At 38.9% G+C, this 15,637-nt stretch carries 14 protein-coding genes and 1 pseudogene; 3 read left to right on the top strand and 12 right to left on the bottom strand.

What is annotated here, in order from left to right; all coding sequences use genetic code 11:
• Window positions 1-7: 7 nt before the first annotated feature.
• The 8 genes from ACL9RF_RS12070 to ACL9RF_RS12035 all read right to left on the bottom strand — a co-directional run bounded on the left by ACL9RF_RS12070 (window position 8) and on the right by ACL9RF_RS12035 (window position 9,127).
• Complete coding sequence (locus ACL9RF_RS12070) at window positions 8-754, bottom strand: isocitrate lyase/PEP mutase family protein (RefSeq protein ID WP_422800892.1); 747 nt, start codon at window positions 752-754, stop codon at window positions 8-10.
• 68 nt (window positions 755-822) lie between these two features.
• Entirely contained in the window at window positions 823-1,617 is a 795-nt protein-coding gene (locus tag ACL9RF_RS12065) for a (Fe-S)-binding protein (RefSeq protein WP_422800891.1), read from the bottom strand.
• Window positions 1,618-1,628: 11 nt separating this feature from the next.
• Window positions 1,629-2,921, bottom strand: a complete 1,293-nt coding sequence (locus tag ACL9RF_RS12060; RefSeq protein ID WP_422800890.1) for a 4Fe-4S dicluster domain-containing protein — start codon at window positions 2,919-2,921, stop codon at window positions 1,629-1,631.
• A 205-nt stretch (window positions 2,922-3,126) separates the two neighbouring features.
• Window positions 3,127-3,660: an OmpH family outer membrane protein gene (locus ACL9RF_RS12055; protein WP_422800889.1), complete on the bottom strand. Its 534-nt coding sequence runs from the start codon at window positions 3,658-3,660 to the stop codon at window positions 3,127-3,129.
• Between the two features lie 83 nt (window positions 3,661-3,743).
• The gene (locus ACL9RF_RS12050) at window positions 3,744-4,286 is read right to left on the bottom strand and encodes an OmpH family outer membrane protein (protein WP_422800888.1); all 543 of its coding nucleotides are present in this window, start codon (window positions 4,284-4,286) and stop codon (window positions 3,744-3,746) included.
• Window positions 4,287-4,555: 269 nt separating this feature from the next.
• Window positions 4,556-7,135 carry an outer membrane protein assembly factor BamA gene (bamA, locus tag ACL9RF_RS12045; RefSeq protein WP_422800887.1) on the bottom strand — a complete coding sequence of 860 codons (2,580 nt, stop codon included), beginning with the start codon at window positions 7,133-7,135 and terminating at the stop codon, window positions 4,556-4,558.
• 114 nt (window positions 7,136-7,249) lie between these two features.
• The gene (locus ACL9RF_RS12040) at window positions 7,250-7,987 is read right to left on the bottom strand and encodes an isoprenyl transferase (RefSeq protein ID WP_422800886.1); all 738 of its coding nucleotides are present in this window, start codon (window positions 7,985-7,987) and stop codon (window positions 7,250-7,252) included.
• Between the two features lie 246 nt (window positions 7,988-8,233).
• Entirely contained in the window at window positions 8,234-9,127 is an 894-nt protein-coding gene (locus ACL9RF_RS12035; protein ID WP_422800885.1) for an NAD kinase, read from the bottom strand.
• A 771-nt stretch (window positions 9,128-9,898) separates the two neighbouring features.
• Here ACL9RF_RS12035 and ACL9RF_RS12030 point away from each other — a divergent pair.
• The gene (locus ACL9RF_RS12030) at window positions 9,899-10,273 is read left to right on the top strand and encodes a hypothetical protein (RefSeq protein ID WP_422800884.1); all 375 of its coding nucleotides are present in this window, start codon (window positions 9,899-9,901) and stop codon (window positions 10,271-10,273) included.
• 926 nt (window positions 10,274-11,199) lie between these two features.
• On the opposite strand, the gene ACL9RF_RS12025 is transcribed toward ACL9RF_RS12030, so the two are convergent.
• The gene (locus tag ACL9RF_RS12025) at window positions 11,200-11,862 is read right to left on the bottom strand and encodes a CBS domain-containing protein (protein WP_422800883.1); all 663 of its coding nucleotides are present in this window, start codon (window positions 11,860-11,862) and stop codon (window positions 11,200-11,202) included.
• A gap of 172 nt (window positions 11,863-12,034) precedes the next feature.
• Between ACL9RF_RS12025 and ACL9RF_RS12020 the strand changes: the two genes are divergently transcribed.
• On the top strand, window positions 12,035-12,856 hold the full coding sequence (locus ACL9RF_RS12020; protein WP_422800882.1) for a 1-acyl-sn-glycerol-3-phosphate acyltransferase: 822 nt from the start codon (window positions 12,035-12,037) through the stop codon (window positions 12,854-12,856).
• 9 nt (window positions 12,857-12,865) lie between these two features.
• Window positions 12,866-13,828, top strand: a complete 963-nt coding sequence (locus ACL9RF_RS12015) for a GNAT family N-acetyltransferase (RefSeq protein ID WP_422800881.1) — start codon at window positions 12,866-12,868, stop codon at window positions 13,826-13,828.
• 79 nt (window positions 13,829-13,907) lie between these two features.
• On the opposite strand, the gene ACL9RF_RS12010 is transcribed toward ACL9RF_RS12015, so the two are convergent.
• From ACL9RF_RS12010 to ACL9RF_RS12000, 3 genes and pseudogenes are all read right to left on the bottom strand, one after another.
• Window positions 13,908-14,360, bottom strand: a complete 453-nt coding sequence (locus tag ACL9RF_RS12010; RefSeq protein ID WP_422800880.1) for a GNAT family N-acetyltransferase — start codon at window positions 14,358-14,360, stop codon at window positions 13,908-13,910.
• A gap of 1 nt (window position 14,361) precedes the next feature.
• Window positions 14,362-14,811, bottom strand: a complete 450-nt coding sequence (locus ACL9RF_RS12005; protein WP_422800879.1) for a GatB/YqeY domain-containing protein — start codon at window positions 14,809-14,811, stop codon at window positions 14,362-14,364.
• Window positions 14,812-14,822: 11 nt separating this feature from the next.
• Window positions 14,823-15,593, bottom strand: a pseudogene (locus tag ACL9RF_RS12000) (SDR family NAD(P)-dependent oxidoreductase); the annotation flags it as partial.
• Window positions 15,594-15,637: the final 44 nt, after the last annotated feature.

The following is a 15,637-nucleotide window of genomic DNA, read 5'->3' as shown; positions in this document are numbered from 1 at the left end:
CCTACCGTTATTTCGGTAGGCTTGGCTTCTGCAGGAAGTCCTGGAATACTTTGGTATTTTTTGTTACCAGCCATTCATAAATTTTAGCGCCATGGCTAAGCCTTTTTACCCCCAGGGTTTCGAGTTCCTGCAGCTTAGGTAATTTGGGCGTTAAAAATACATTTAATGGAAGATTACTGGCAGCAACAAGACGCTGGATATCCTTTTTACTTTCTACCAAAGGAACAAATATACCATCGGCACCGGCATTTTCGTATTGCGCGATGCGCGCTATAGATTCTTCTACAGGCGTGGCATGTTGCGTAGTGAACGTATCCGTACGGGCGTTGATAAATATGTTTTTCGTTTCGGCTTTTATGGCTTGGATTTTATCTACCAGCAAAGCCGCTTTTCCCAATTTGCGCCCCCCTTTTCCAACCTTACCATCCTCTAAATTGATGCCTACTACACCGATATCTGTTAATCTTTTTACCAGAATTGCTAATTCCGAGGGCTTGTCTGTATAGCCCGATTCGAAATCTACAGATACGGGTATTTTAACTGATTTTACAATGCGTTCGACCATATACAGCAGCTCCTCAACAGGAATTTGCTCTCCATCGTTGTACCCTAAAAGATTGGCTATAGCATGGCTGGATGTCCCTAAAGCAGAAAAGCCTGTATCTTGTGCAATTTTTGCGCTGTGGGCATCCCAAACATTACCTAAAATCAGGATCTGCTGCTGATGTAATTTTTTGAATTTTGCATACGACATAAGTTACCTCCGTTGTTTACATAGAATAACAAATCGAATAGCAAAAAAGTTTGTTATAAATTAAACAGCTACAGGTTATTGGCCTGAGCAGTAATTTCAGCAATATCCAAAACTTTTATTTCCTGTTCTTTCTCCTTAACCTTAACGCCATCTTGTAGCATGGTCATACAAAACGGGCATGCTGCCGCGACAATGCTGGCCTTTGATGCAATAACATCTTCTATACGTTCAATATTGACATCTTTATTGCCGGCCTCGGGTTCTTTAAACATCTGCGCCCCGCCAGCACCACAGCATAGGCCATTGCTGCGGCATTTTTTAAGTTCTACCAAATCAGCATCCAGACTTTCTAACGCCTTTCTTGGGGCCTCATAAACCTCATTTCCACGCCCCAGGTAACAAGGGTCGTGGTAGGTAATACGTTTCCCTTTAAAGCTATGCCCATCGGCAGGTTTCAATTTTCCGGCATCGATCAACGATTGTATAAGTTGGGTATGGTGTATAACTTCGTAGTTGCCGCCTAGTTGCGGGTATTCATTCTTCAGGGTATTAAAACAGTGCGGACAGGCGGTAACGATTTTTTTAATTTCATAACCATCGAGTACCTGTATGTTCATCATGGCCTGCATCTGAAAAAGAAACTCATTGCCGGCACGTTTTGCAGGGTCACCCGTACAGCTCTCCTCAGTTCCGAGGATAGCATACTTTATGCCGACATGATTTAATATCTTACAGATATCGCGGGTAATACGCTGTGCCCTTTCGTCGAAAGATCCAGCACAGCCCACCCAAAACAATAAATCCGGACTTTCTCCTTTTGCCAATAATTCTGCCGCTGTGGGGATATGTAATTGATTTTCCATGATAATAAAGCTTATTGATTTGTCCAATTTGCACGATCTGCCTGTGCATACTTCCAGGGAGCGCCGTTATTTTCCATATTGCTGAACATGGTATTGATACTGCCGGGCGCTTGTGATTCTTCCATTACAGCATATTGGCGTAGGCCGATAATAATTTCCAAAGGGTTGATGTTTACGGGGCATTGCTCGACACAGGCATTACAGCTTGTACAGGCCCATATTTCTTCGCGGCTGATATAGGAGTCTAATAATGACTTTCCGTCGTCTACAAAGTTTTTGTTGCGATCGATATGCTGTCCAACCTCGGTTATTCTATCGCGGGTGTCCATCATAATCTTTCGTGGCGACAATAATTTGCCGGTGATATTTGCTGGGCATGAGGCTGTACAGCGGCCACATTCTGTGCAGGTGTAAGCATCGAGTAGATTTTTCCAGGTAAGGTCTTGCACATCTTTAACACCAAAACGCGATACCTCTGCGGATGGGGGAGGTAGGCTAGGGTCCAACATCGCTTGAACTTCGGCCGTAACGGAAGGCATATTCTCGAATTTGCCTTTGGGCTGTAAATTGCTGAAGAAGGTGTTCGGGAATGCCAATACAATATGTAAGTGTTTGGATATCGGTAGGTAGTTAAGAAATGCCAGCACACCTAAAATATGAAACCACCAACAAAAGCGTTCGATAAAAACTAAACTGCTGCTATCGTTTGGCAATAGCCCTACCAAAAAGCTGCTAATTGGAAAGGAGCCTACCTGGGGATAGTGTGCGGCGTTTAAGACCTGCAGCTTTTGATCTGCCGCGTTCATAAACAAAAATGCCGCCATTAATAATATTTCAGTCAGCAGAATCAGATTCGCATCCGTTTTTGGCCATTGATTTAATTCGGCCTGGTTTAGCCGCTTTAGTTTAAGGATATTTCTGCGTATAAAGAATACCACGCAGGAGGCCAGCACCAGAAATGCCAATACCTCAAAGGAGGCAATTAAGAAGTTGTATAGGCCACCTAAAGACGAAAGTACACGGTGTGTGCCCAGCAGTCCATCGATTAAGATCTCGATCATTTCGATGTTAATAATACAAAAACCAACATACACAAAAAGATGGAGTATGGCTGGTAGAGGCCTTTTAAACATTTTCTTCTGACCAAAAGCTACTAAAAGCATCACTTTAATACGTTCACCGATCTGGTCGAAGCGGTCTAGAGGTTTTCCGAGTTTTATATTCCTATAAATCTTATGGGCATTTTTGTAAAACAAAATACCGGCGGAAAGTAATAGAATAGCAAATATTAGCTGACTAATCATAGTTGTATAATCGGGTTATACACAAATATAATATTTAATGATATATTATGCATGCATAGAATTTATTTAGAAGCATTAAAAATTACATCCGCCTTACATCCCTAATGTATGGATTTGATTAAACGATTTTCAGCGTTTCTTCCATAAAAAAAAGGTGCCTTCCAAATTTTTGGAAGGCACCCTTACTATATGTTAAATTTAAGGCTTATTTAATGCCTAATTTAGTTTTAACATCGTTTGTAATATCATCACCACCTAAGTAGTAGATTGCAGCACCACTACCGATATCGAAAACATAAGCATAACCTTTTTCTTTCGCTACCGCATTAATAGCGTTCATAACTTTCGTATGAATAGGAGACATAAGTTCTTGCTGTTTTTTCTGTAAATCTTCTTGTGCTACACGACTTACTTCACGGATACGGGTATCCATTTGTTGAATTTCTTGACCTAACTGCGTTAATTCTGCATCTGTAGCCGCTTTATTAGCTTCACTACGGTTTTTATATTTCTCTTCTGCTAATGTATTTTTCTTCTGTAACTCTTCATACATACCACTGATTTCTTTTTCTTTAGAAGCCTGAAGCGTTTGCAATTGTGTTTGCGCCGTTTTGAACTCTGCTGTTAATTGGAAAAGTGCATCCGCATCAATATGACCAATTTTCTGTTGTGCATTAGCAACAGTCGCTGCTGCAAATAATCCCACTGCTAAAAGTGCTCCTTTAAATAGATTTTTCATTCTTCTCATTTTAAACTTTGCAAACTACCGGGTAATTTGTCTAATTAAATATTGTTTGTTAATAAATTAGTTTGGGGTTTCTACTATTTTGTTTCTGCTAAAGCGGGGTTAGGCTTAAAGCCTAATTTCACCACTACATCGTTGCTTTTATCCAAGGAAGGGTTGGCAAAGATAAACGTAGTCTCGCTACCTTTATTAAACACCAAATCTAAACCTTGAGTGGCAGCAATATCTTTAATTGCTTTGGCAACGCGATCTTGGATCGGTTGGATTAATTTTTGTCTCTCTTGGAATAACTCCCCTTGGAAACCAAATTTCGCTTTCTGAAAATCTTTAACCTGTTTTTCTTTGTTTACAATCTCATCTTCACGTCTGCGACGCATGTCTGCATTTAATAAAGACTGATCGTTTTGATATGCTTTATAGAGCTTTTCAATTTCTCCATATTGCTTATCTACCTCTTGTTGCCATTGCGCCGAAAGATCATCCATTTTCTTCTGCGCAGCAATATAATCTGGAATATGCTTTAAAACGTATTCCGTATCCACATATGCCAACTTTTGTTGAGCAAAAGAAATTCCAATGCTAAAAGTTAGAATGGCTAAAAGTATGCATATCTTTTTCATATTTCTTTTTTTTTCTATGACACTGATAAGTAGTTAATAGTTTAAATACTTGCAGTCAAAAATAGCAAAAAAGGGTGAAATAATCCTATTATTTCACCCTTTAACAAATATTAACAGATATATAGCTACCTGAAGGATACATATAGACCCATAGCTAAACCCTTTAGAAATCGTAGCTTACCTAAAAAATAAAAAGAGCTGTTCCAATGGAAACAGCTCTTTAAGGTTTTTACGTACATATTTAGGTACGATAATACCGGAATAAATACCTAGAAACCACCCATATTCTGGATAATACTGAATGTAAAGTTTTGTTTCCAGTTGTTCGAAGGAATCCCTGGAATAGGGTCAAAGGCATGACCATAATCGATACCCAACATACCAAAAATAGGTAAGAAGATACGCGCACCAACACCCACCGAACGGCGAACTTTAAACGGGTTAACCTCTTTAAAGTTGTTCCAGGTATTTCCAGCCTCAGCAAAGGCTAAAGCAAATACCGTAGCTTGGTCGTTCAACATAATTGGGTGGCGCAACTCAATCTGGTATTTCGCATAGATCGGGCTACCCGAACGGATAGCAATATTTTGGCCGCCATTACCTGTACTCTCTGGAATAATGGTACCGTTGGCATAACCACGCATAGCGATAATCTCGGAACCCTGTAAGAAGTCGAAACCTTGCATACCGTCACCCCCAAGTTTGAAACGCTCGAATGTAGAACGATCTGCGTCGCCTTTATACTGACCTAAGAAACCAAATTGCGCCTGTGTTTTAACAACCAGTTTACCTGCAACCTTCATATACCATTGGGAATCAAATTTCCATTTGTGGTATTCCGTCCATCTGTATTTTGTTTCCTTCACCGGCGATTTATAATCGTTACTCCATGAAGAGTATGGCGGTGTCAACGACACCGATAAACGAATATGCGAACCTGATGTCGGGTAGATTGGCGCATCAACCGAGTTACGGCTAATTTCTTGTGTTAAACTAATATTATAAGCCGTACCGTTGTCGAATAAGAAGTAATCGCCGTAGTTTTGTAATTTATAACGTTGGAACGATAAAGACGTATTAATCTGGAAGTAGTTGTCTGGCCATTGCAAACGTTTACCCAAAGATGCCGTAACCCCCGTCATCCAGATTCTATTTAAGTCCTTATCTGCCACCATTTGTCTACCCGTTAGGTAGTTGAAACCACCATAGGATGAGCTGGAAGTGTAGGCACTTAAACCGAAGTAAATTGGTTTTTTACCCCCCAACCAAGGTTCAGAAAACGAGAAACTATACGATTGGTAACGCTTACCCGATGTTTGTCCACGCACACTAAGCTTCTGTCCGTCGCCACGAGGTAAAGGGCGCCACGCATCCTTTTTGAAGAAATTACTTGTCGAGAAGTTATTAAACGTTAAACCCAACGTACCAATAATCTGACCAGCACCATAACCCCCGGAAAGCTCCACCTGATCGGAAGGTTTTTCTGCAACATTAAAGATAATATCGGTCGTACCTTCTTCATGGTTCATTGTCGAAGAGGGGATATCCGGTGTAATTTTCTGCTCATCAAACATACCTAACTGCGAAATCTCCCGGATACTACGCATAATTAATTCGCGGGAATACTTCTGTCCAGGTTTCGTATAGATAGAACGTAACACCACACGGTCATTGGTAACATCGTTCCCCTTAACAATAACATTATTAATAGTATACTGTTTACCTTCGGATATTTGAATCTCCAGGTCCACCGTATCGTTATAAATTTTCTTAATAATCGGGTTAATATTAAAAGTTAGGTACCCGTCGTTTTGGTATAAAGCACTGATATCATCGCTATTACGCGTAGGGCCCATTAATTTGGTATGTATTTTCTCCTCACTATACACATCCCCCTTTTCAATACCAAGAATAATGTTTAATACCGAATCCGTATAGCGCGAGTTTCCTGTCCAATCAATATTTCCTACATAATACTTCGGTCCTTCATAGATATCCAGATTAATACCGACTCTTTTTGGTGATAATTTATAAACCGAGTCTTTCAGAATCTGTGCATCTCTATACCCTTTATCCTGCAATTTAGCAACAAGTTTTTCCTTGGCTTCCTTATACTTATCGTCCTTAAATTTTCCAGGTCCAAAAATGCGGAACCAAGCTGGCGCCTTAACACCTTTTAAATACCCCTTAAGCTCCTTATTTTTAAATTTCTCATTACCGGTGAATTTAACCGATCCTACTTTTACTTTTTTGTTACGATCTACAGAAACTTTTAAAATCTCATTGTTGGCTTCGATAGAATCTTTTACCGTAGAAATAGTAATATCCGGGTACAGGAATGATTTCTCGCGAAGGAAACGCTGTATGGTATTTTTTGTCGACTGTATAAGGTTTTCATTAACGATACGTCCAGTACCTGCATTTAATCGCTTGTTAACCTCTTCGGTTTGAGATTTGCTCAACCCGGAGATATCGATACGCGTTAAGCGGGGGCGTTCCTGCACACGGATTTCAAGAAAAATATGCTCTCCATCGATACGTGTTGCCCACAGTTGTACATCTTCAAACAAGTTTTGCCCCATTAAATCCTTAATGACGGCAGCTGTAGCTTCACTAGGCACCTCAATATGCTGACCGACATCCAGTTTTGATATCGTTATAAGCACCTCTGTATCCAAGTATTTTGCTCCCGAAACGGTAACGCCGCCAATAATATAATCTTTAGGCTGCAAATAACTAATTTCATCAGGATCCGAAAGGTTGATAGGTTTTTGGCTACCAATTTGAGCAAAGGATGAATTCCAACTCAATACAAAAATTGCTACAGTCAGTATATAAAGGTGTCTCATTTATCTTTTATTATGATTGCTAAAGTACGGCAATCTCTTGTTAATTTTTGTTAAAAGAAATATTGTGTTAATGTACTTAATAACAATGCTTTACATTGTTGTTTTTTTACTTATTTATATTTGTTCACTTGTTTTTCCGAAGCGTCTTTCTCTATTTTGGTAGTCAAAGATTGCTTCAAAAAGATCTTCTCTTTTTATCTCGGGCCACATTTTGTCGGAAAACCATAATTCGGTATACGCCATTTGCCATAGTAAAAAATTACTAATTCTATATTCCCCGGAGGTACGTATCATTAAGTCCGGGTCGGGGGTACCTGCCGTATACAACTGCTGTTCAAAGGCAGCAGCATCTATTTGATCTACCGAAAGAGTACCAGCTTCAACCTGTGTAGCTAATTTCTTTACCGCACCGACAATCTCGTCCCTAGCGCCATAACTTAAGGCCAGGGTCAACGTGCATTTGGTATTATCTTTTGTTGCGGTTATGGTTTCGGTAAGTTTTTTTCTTATTTTTTCGGGAAGCTCGGAAAGGTTGCCAATAGCCTTTAACTGCACACCATTCTGCTGAAAGGTCTTCAGCTCTTTACTCAGTGAGCTGATAAGCAGTTCCATTAATGCCTGAACTTCTAATTTAGGGCGATTCCAGTTCTCCGAAGAGAAAGCATATAAGGTTAAGTAAGGTACGCCAATTTCTATAGCTCCTTCCAATACTTCGCGCACGGCGCCAACACCACTTTGATGGCCGAAAATCCGTAGTTTCCCCAAGCCTTTTGCCCATCTACCATTTCCATCCATAATTATCGCTATGTGCTGCGGCAGCTTGTGGCGATCAATCTTATCTTTTATACTCATGAATTTTTAAAACAATTCTATCGTTCAAATAAGTCTTTTACCCGATAACAACAACAGTACCCTTCCATCGTTTACGTAAAAGGTTATGTTACTATGTGGACCCATGTGCACGCTATTTTACTTACTACATCAAGAAAAATAGGCTAATACAAAATATTGGACCTTGGCTGATTCTTACTTTGAATAGCAAAGATATAGTTTTTGTAATAATAGTGTAACCTAAAGTTACGTTAAAATTTTATAAATTTAATAGTTACGAACATCTATTCCCCAGAGGAGTTTTTCGCGTAGCGTGCTAAAATATTCTTCATTCGGTAAGCGTATTAAATTTATCGTAAACGGCGCCTTGGCAATCTGCAGATTTACCGTTGTAGATAAGGTTTCGCTTTTTGAATCGCAGCTGAGGATATATTTTTCGGTACGGCTTTCGATTTTAACATGTAATTTTATCTCATCTGAAACAACCAAAGGGCGAACATTTAAGTTATGCGGGGAGATAGGCGTTATGACAAAATTACCACTGCCAGGCATTATGATAGGGCCTCCACAGCTTAGCGAATAGGCTGTAGAGCCTGTTGGTGTGGCAATGATAAGACCATCCGCCCAATACGAATTCAAAAGCTCGTTATTGATATAGGCGTCGACTGTAATCATGGAAGAAGAGTCGAAGCGGAAAACGGTAATGTCGTTCAGTGCAAAATTTTCTCCGTCAAAGAGCTCCTTTTGGTCGCTGCATACCGATAGCAGCGTTCTTTTTTGCAGCTGATATTCTTTATTTAAAATCTTATTTAAGGCTTCCTCAATATCACGTTTGGAGATATTTGCCAGAAAGCCTAAGCGGCCAAAATTAATTCCAGCGATTGGGATTCCAGAATCGCGAATTAAGGATACTGCAGCCAGCATAGTACCATCGCCACCCAGGCTCAGCATAAAACTAATGTCTTTAGGTAAATCGGCATAGCTACTAAATGTGGTAATAGCGGGATGGCAGCTTCCGCTTTGGTTTAGGAAGTCGTAAAATTCCTGATGTACTACAATGGCTATATTTTTCTTAAACAGAAAGTTAAGAATCTGATCTACATAAGGCATTACCGAAGAGTTAAAGACTCTCCCAAAGATGGCGATTTTGATCTGCTGCATTCCGGATTTTATATTTCTTAGCAAAGGTGCAAAGTTATCCTTATAAATCTAAATAAATCATTTTTTTTACCAGAGATATTTGGCTTATTTATATTTAAATACCCTATTTTAAAGGTTTTACAAGTTTGTTGTAGATGCTTTGCTTATTGTTACTGGATAAAAATAAACATCTAGATATGCTTATTTTTATCTTTTAAATTTACAGATAATTTACAGCACAATATATAATTCTACAAATCTAATGGCACCGATATCTGCGGTTATTCTTAAGCAACATAAAAATTGATGGCACATGGAATGTTAAATTTCGCATCATACAGCAAGGTGCTGCTGTGTATATCGATAGTCCTATAACTGCCACCAAGACTGATTTAGAACTAAGTTACGTTTAAAAAAGCTTTTTATTGATAAATTTCTATTTTTCTAGTGTTTGGATGTAAAAAGTGAAGCTTTAAAACTTCGCTTTTGATTGTTAAATTAAATGTTGAGACTTCCTATCCCTTTTCTAATTAATTTGTAAGATTTAGCAAGTTTATGCCATAAAAAGTAACTATCTGAATTATCAACAACGTGATAACTATAGGCAGGAAGAGCTATTCTGTCATGGAGGTCAATAAGCTCGATTTTTTCTTTATAACTTAACCGTTTTAGACATTCTAATAGACCCATAAAAGTTAATGAGTCCTAATTATCCTATACAGCGGAATTTAAAAGGATGGAATAATCCGGGAGCTCCTATTAGTAGTGATCCATCTGACTAAATTCTATTTAATGAAATTAGTTTTAAAAATATTAGTTTGTTTTATTTTTATGGTGAATTTCCCTCTTATAAATAAATTTATTTTATTAGAGCTAGACCCTAATACTTTTAGGTATGCTAATCAGGATGGGGCATACACAAGAATACAATATTTTGAGTTTAAAGAGACATCGATATCAAAATATAACATTAATAGATTTATAGAAGCGACTAAGCCAACTGATATAAATAAAGAGTTTTACCGACTGTATAAAATAAATCTTTTTTGTTTTTGGCGATGGAATTATTATATCCTTATAGCTAGTAAATTTAAGTATAAACCTTGGTCTGAGATAGCGCCCAATAGGGTTCCATACAATCCTAAGAACAGATGGCAGGATTTTTAATATTTAATAAAAAAACGCCCATCTTTATTGTTGGATGGGCGTTTAAAATTGATTATAAGCCGTATTGCTACGGCTTGGGGTGGATCAATACTAAGTTTCCCATTCAGAACAGCATAGTAAATCAGGCTTTGTTCGGTCTTTAATCAGGTCTTGAGACATTACTTTTAATGCATCACCGTTTTCATAGCCTTCCATTATAGGTTATCTCTTTGTTTTCGGTATCTTCCTTAATAATCCATTGTTCAAAAGGTATATCAAGTTCACCATTCCATTCTATCATATTTTCCTTATGATGCTCAGTAGCTTGGTTCTGGTCTTTTACAGATACCCAATAAATTACAATAGTGTACGTCTTAAGAAATTCTCTGGCGTGGTATATAATGAAGATTATTTTGAAGGAAAGGTGCAATATAAGACCTGCTATAATGTTATAACAAGCAAAACTAAAGGAAACAATGATAGGGTATTAGTTCAAGTTGCTGCTATAGAAAATAGACTACTTACGCGTTCTATAGACTGTAATAGAATTTCCTTTGTCCACGTTAAGAGAAAGCTCTTCTTCTAGCAGGTTTGATCGACTAAGGGATAGAAAGGAATTCTTGTCCAATAAATATTTAATTAAAGGAACCGAAGCTTATCAATCTTCCAATAATTTTACTTTTAATAGCAAAGCCTAGCTGGGTTTAGCGAAGTGCAGTCTCCGCCGCCGGGTAGGCTCAAAATTTCTTTGGCTGTTGTGGTTCAGCTGCTGCACTTTCGAACGAATGACAGAAGCAAAGTTGGAAACCTAATTCCAGCAATCCAAAAGGGTTGCTTACGTATTTTTTTTAATGTTTGTGTTACAAAAAAACAGTTTACAACTAATTTACAGTACTGTTATGGTGTGTTTATAAGTGGTTGATTTTTTGAATGTTGTCTTCGTGTGCTTATAAATCTAAATAATTCATCAAAAGATCATACCTGTCTTGGATATCCGAACTGTCGCTTCCATCACGGAAGGTAGCTTTAACGGTGTAATTGTTACGCCATAGCGACGCGACAACGGCAGAAATATTATTTTTATTTACTTTAATGGTCATCTCCAGTTTAGAAGATTCCGGTAGAGCGTGCACAGCAGTGCTTAAGATACTTGTGTTTTCGGCTTCAATAATTCGGGCGATATGCGACAAGGCGTTGTCATGTATCCCCAACTCCAATACAATAATAGCGCCACCATCGTCGTTGCCTAAGGTGCTATTTAAGGATGACAGTAAATCTTGTTTGGTAAGTACGCCCAGGTAATGATGCTCCTTATTTAACACCGGAATAAAGCAATAGTTATACAGCGCCATCACCTGTAAGGCATCGTATATATGCTGATAATCGAAGAGGTATACTTGTTTATAATGGAGGTTAAGCGTGGAAATATCCTTTTCGCCCTCCTCCTGATCTAATAATAAATCTTCATCGATAAGGCCTAGGAAATTGCCATCCTCAACGACAGAAAGCTGTTTAACGTGGTAATCGTTCATTTTATGGATGGCGAAATCAATAGAGTCTTTAGGTAAGATCTCGTAATAACCTGTAGATATGTATTGTCCTATAAACATACGCTTCCTTTACTATTAAACAAATAAAACGTGAAAACGTTTAATTCACCCAAAAATAGGTAGAAAATCCAAAAAATCTTTGTATTAATTCTGTTTTGTTCGAATTATAACCTAATATTTTTTTATTTTTACCCGTTCAGATTTGTAATAATTAGTAAGCAGATCGTAAGAAATGGCGGAAGAAAAAGATAAGTTTATTCAAGTTAGGGAAGTCATACGGAAAAAAAGCTCTGGCTTAGCCAAGTGGATTCCAGGTCCGGTTATTAGTTATTTAGAGCGCACCATTCACGAAGACGAAATTAATGATATCATGTTTAGGTTTAAAGACTTAAAGGGTTTAGATTTCGTCGATGCGCTGCTTCACGATTTAGGAGTGGAGGTAACCTTAGAAGGTGCTGAAAATATCCCAGCAGAGGGCAGTGTTATTTTTGCATCCAACCACCCTCTGGGCGGTTTAGATGGCATAGCATTTATGCACGCCATCGGTAGATATCGTAAGGATGTGAAGTTTTTGGTGAATGATATTCTCTTAAATGTTGTTAACTTGGAACCTCTATTTGTCGGCGTAAATAAAGTCGGCGGGCAGAATAAAGCAGCACTATCGGCCATTGAGGAAGCTTATGCGGCCGATCATGCTTTGCTCGTTTTTCCAGCAGGTTTAGTGTCGAGGAAGATAAAGGGTAAAATTGTGGACTTGGAGTGGAAGAAGAGCTTTATTACCAAGGCGAAAAAATACAAAAAGGATATAATTCCCGTTTATATTGAGGGGAAAAATTCAAACTTCTTTTATAATCTTGCGCGTTGGCGTGCGAATTTTGGTATTAAGTTTAATATAGAAATGTTATACTTGGCAGACGAGTTTTTTGCCCAGCGCGGACAGAAGGTGGTTATTAAAATAGGTGAACGGGTATCATACACAAGTTTTGATACCTCAAAAAATGAAAGACAATGGGCTGCAGATGTTAAGCAGCTTGTATACGATTTGAAGAAGTAGCGTTAAGATATGGAAGAAATAATAGCTCCCGTTGCAAGGGATTTAATAAAAGTAGAGCTAACAAAAGATGCCTTTTTGCGATACGCTAATAATGGTAATAATGAACTGTATTTAATTAATTACCATACGGCGCCTAATATTATGCGCGAGATTGGCCGCCTGAGAGAGTTATCTTTCCGCGGCGCGGGTGGGGGTACTGGGCTGGCATTGGATATCGATGAAAATGATACCTGCGAGCATAACTATGATCAGCTGATTGCATGGAATCCTGAAGACGAGGAAATTATTGCGGGTTACCGTGTGATACGTTGTAATGAGGCTGTAGATGCCCAGGGTGATATTCACCTTTCTACCTCACATTACTTCCATTTTTCGGAAGATTTTAAAAATAATTACTTACCCTATGCGATGGAATTAGGTCGCTCGTGGGTGCAACCGAAATATCAGCCTTCGATTGATAATAGACGAGGGATTTTTTCTTTAGATAATCTATGGGATGGTTTAGGGGCTCTTGTGGTGTTAAATCCCGATATTAAATACCTTTTTGGTAAGGTAACGATGTATCCTCATTTTAATGCACAGGCTCGGGATTTATTGATTTATTTTATGACCTGTTATTTTCCGGATAAAAATAAATTGGTGCAGCCGTATGATGCCTTGAATATTGGGTACAAAACAGATATTACGCCGTATTTAGGAATATTCGATGGGCTTGATTATAAGGAGGGGTATAAAGTGTTAAATAAACATGTCCGTGATTTGGGGGAGAATGTTCCGCCTTTAATCAATACCTATATGAATCTATCTCCAACGATGATGACTTTTGGCACGGCGCTAAACGATGAGTTTGGTGAAGTCGAAGAAACAGGGATATTAATAACTCTGGATGATATCTACCAGGCTAAAAAAGAACGTCATATTTCGACATATGACCGCGATAAAGTGTACGGCAGCCGAAAATTACTGAAGTAAATTTTCGACCTATACATAGTTTAGGGGTGTTCATTCATTCAAAAAAAGGAGGTGTCAACAAATGGACAGCTCCTTTTTTTTAATTGCTGTATAAAGCCATTTCAATATGTGGAATATTGTCTTCCAAATAGCTGTCGCTCTCCCGTACAAAACCCTGTTTTTCGTAGAAGTGCTGTAAATGCGCCTGTGCGCTTATACGTATAGTTTCGTTTGGATAGTCTGCATGGGCCGATTTTATAGCCTGTGCCATAAGTTCAAGACCCAACTTCAGGTGCCTGTATTCTTGCTGTACAACCACCCTTCCGATGGATACATCAGAATAAGAAATCCCTTTTGGCAATATGCGCGCATAGGCAACCACCTTTCCGTCGATTTTACCGAGTAGGTGTTTTGCTTGTAGGTCTTTATCATCACATTCCTCGTAAAGGCATTCCTGCTCGAGCATAAATATGCGTATACGCAACTGCAAGAGCTGATACAACTCCAGGCTGCTTAACGCCTCAAAACTACGCGTAGTCCACGATACTTGCATACTAGCTTAGGCTGGATTTTACAATTTCAGAAATTGTTTTTCCATCCGCTTTACCGGCCAATTGTTGATTTGCTAAACCCATAACTTTACCCATATCCTTCATTCCTGCAGCACCAACCTCGCTGATAATGGCTTTAATGATGGTTTCAATTTCTTCCCGGTCCAGCTGTTTCGGCAAAAATGCCTCAATAACCTGCTGCTCCTCGATTTCTATCTGCGCTAAATCTTCACGGTTCTGTGTTTTGTAAATATCTGCTGATTCTTTACGCTGTTTCACCAGCTTCTGCAATACCTTAATCTCGGTGTCTTGATCCAACTCATCGATACCTGCTTTTTCTGTTTTCGCTAATAGAATTGCAGCTTTAATAGCGCGAAGACCCCGAAGACGAACACTGTCTTTAGCAATCATTGCAGCTTTAATATCGGTGTTTATTGTTTGTTCTAATGCCATAATTTTAAATTTTATTGTTGTCGGTGAACGATTGTACCATTAGCCTGAGCCGATGGCATAATTAAAATATCATTTATATTAACATGTGGAGGTCTCGATAAAACAAAACTTATTGTTTCGGCGATATCCTGCCCTGAAAGTGGCTTTAGTCCGGCGTAGACATTTTTTGCACGTTCCTTATCGCCTTTAAAGCGTACTTCCGAAAATTCTGTTTCCACCATTCCAGGGTTCACAGCCGTAACTTTAATCTGGAAGGGAAGCAGGTCAATACGCATAGCCTTATTTAAAGCATCTACAGCGTGTTTCGTTGCGCAATATACATTGCCATTCGGGTACACTTCCTTGCCCGCAATAGAGCCTATATTTATAATATGCGCATGTGTGCTTTCTTTTAGAAACGGTATAACCGCTTTGGATACATACAGAAGGCCTTTCACGTTGGTGTCTATCATACGATCCCAGTCGCCAATATCGCCATTCTGAATAGGGTCGAGGCCCTGGCTTAATCCGGCGTTGTTGATTAGTACATCAATATTTCTCCATTCCGTGGGTAATGCTGCAAATGTAGCGCTTACATGTTGCGCATCGCGTACATCCAACTCCAGTGTATATACTTCTACAGTAGGCTGTTGTCGTACGATTTCTTCTTTTATCTGCTCCAGTTTATCTGCCCTTCTGGCCGCCAGGATTAAACGATAGCCCCCTTCATTAGCAAGCACTTGCGCACAAGCGGCACCAATTCCAGAACTTGCCCCTGTTATTAAAACTGTTCTCATGGTATGGTTTTTATTTGTATAAACAGATTAATCTTTCTTTTGTTAAATAT

This window comes from Sphingobacterium sp. Mn56C, assembly GCF_049319645.1.
Taxonomy (GTDB): domain Bacteria; phylum Bacteroidota; class Bacteroidia; order Sphingobacteriales; family Sphingobacteriaceae; genus Sphingobacterium.
This window is presented reverse-complemented; position numbering and strand designations above follow the sequence as displayed.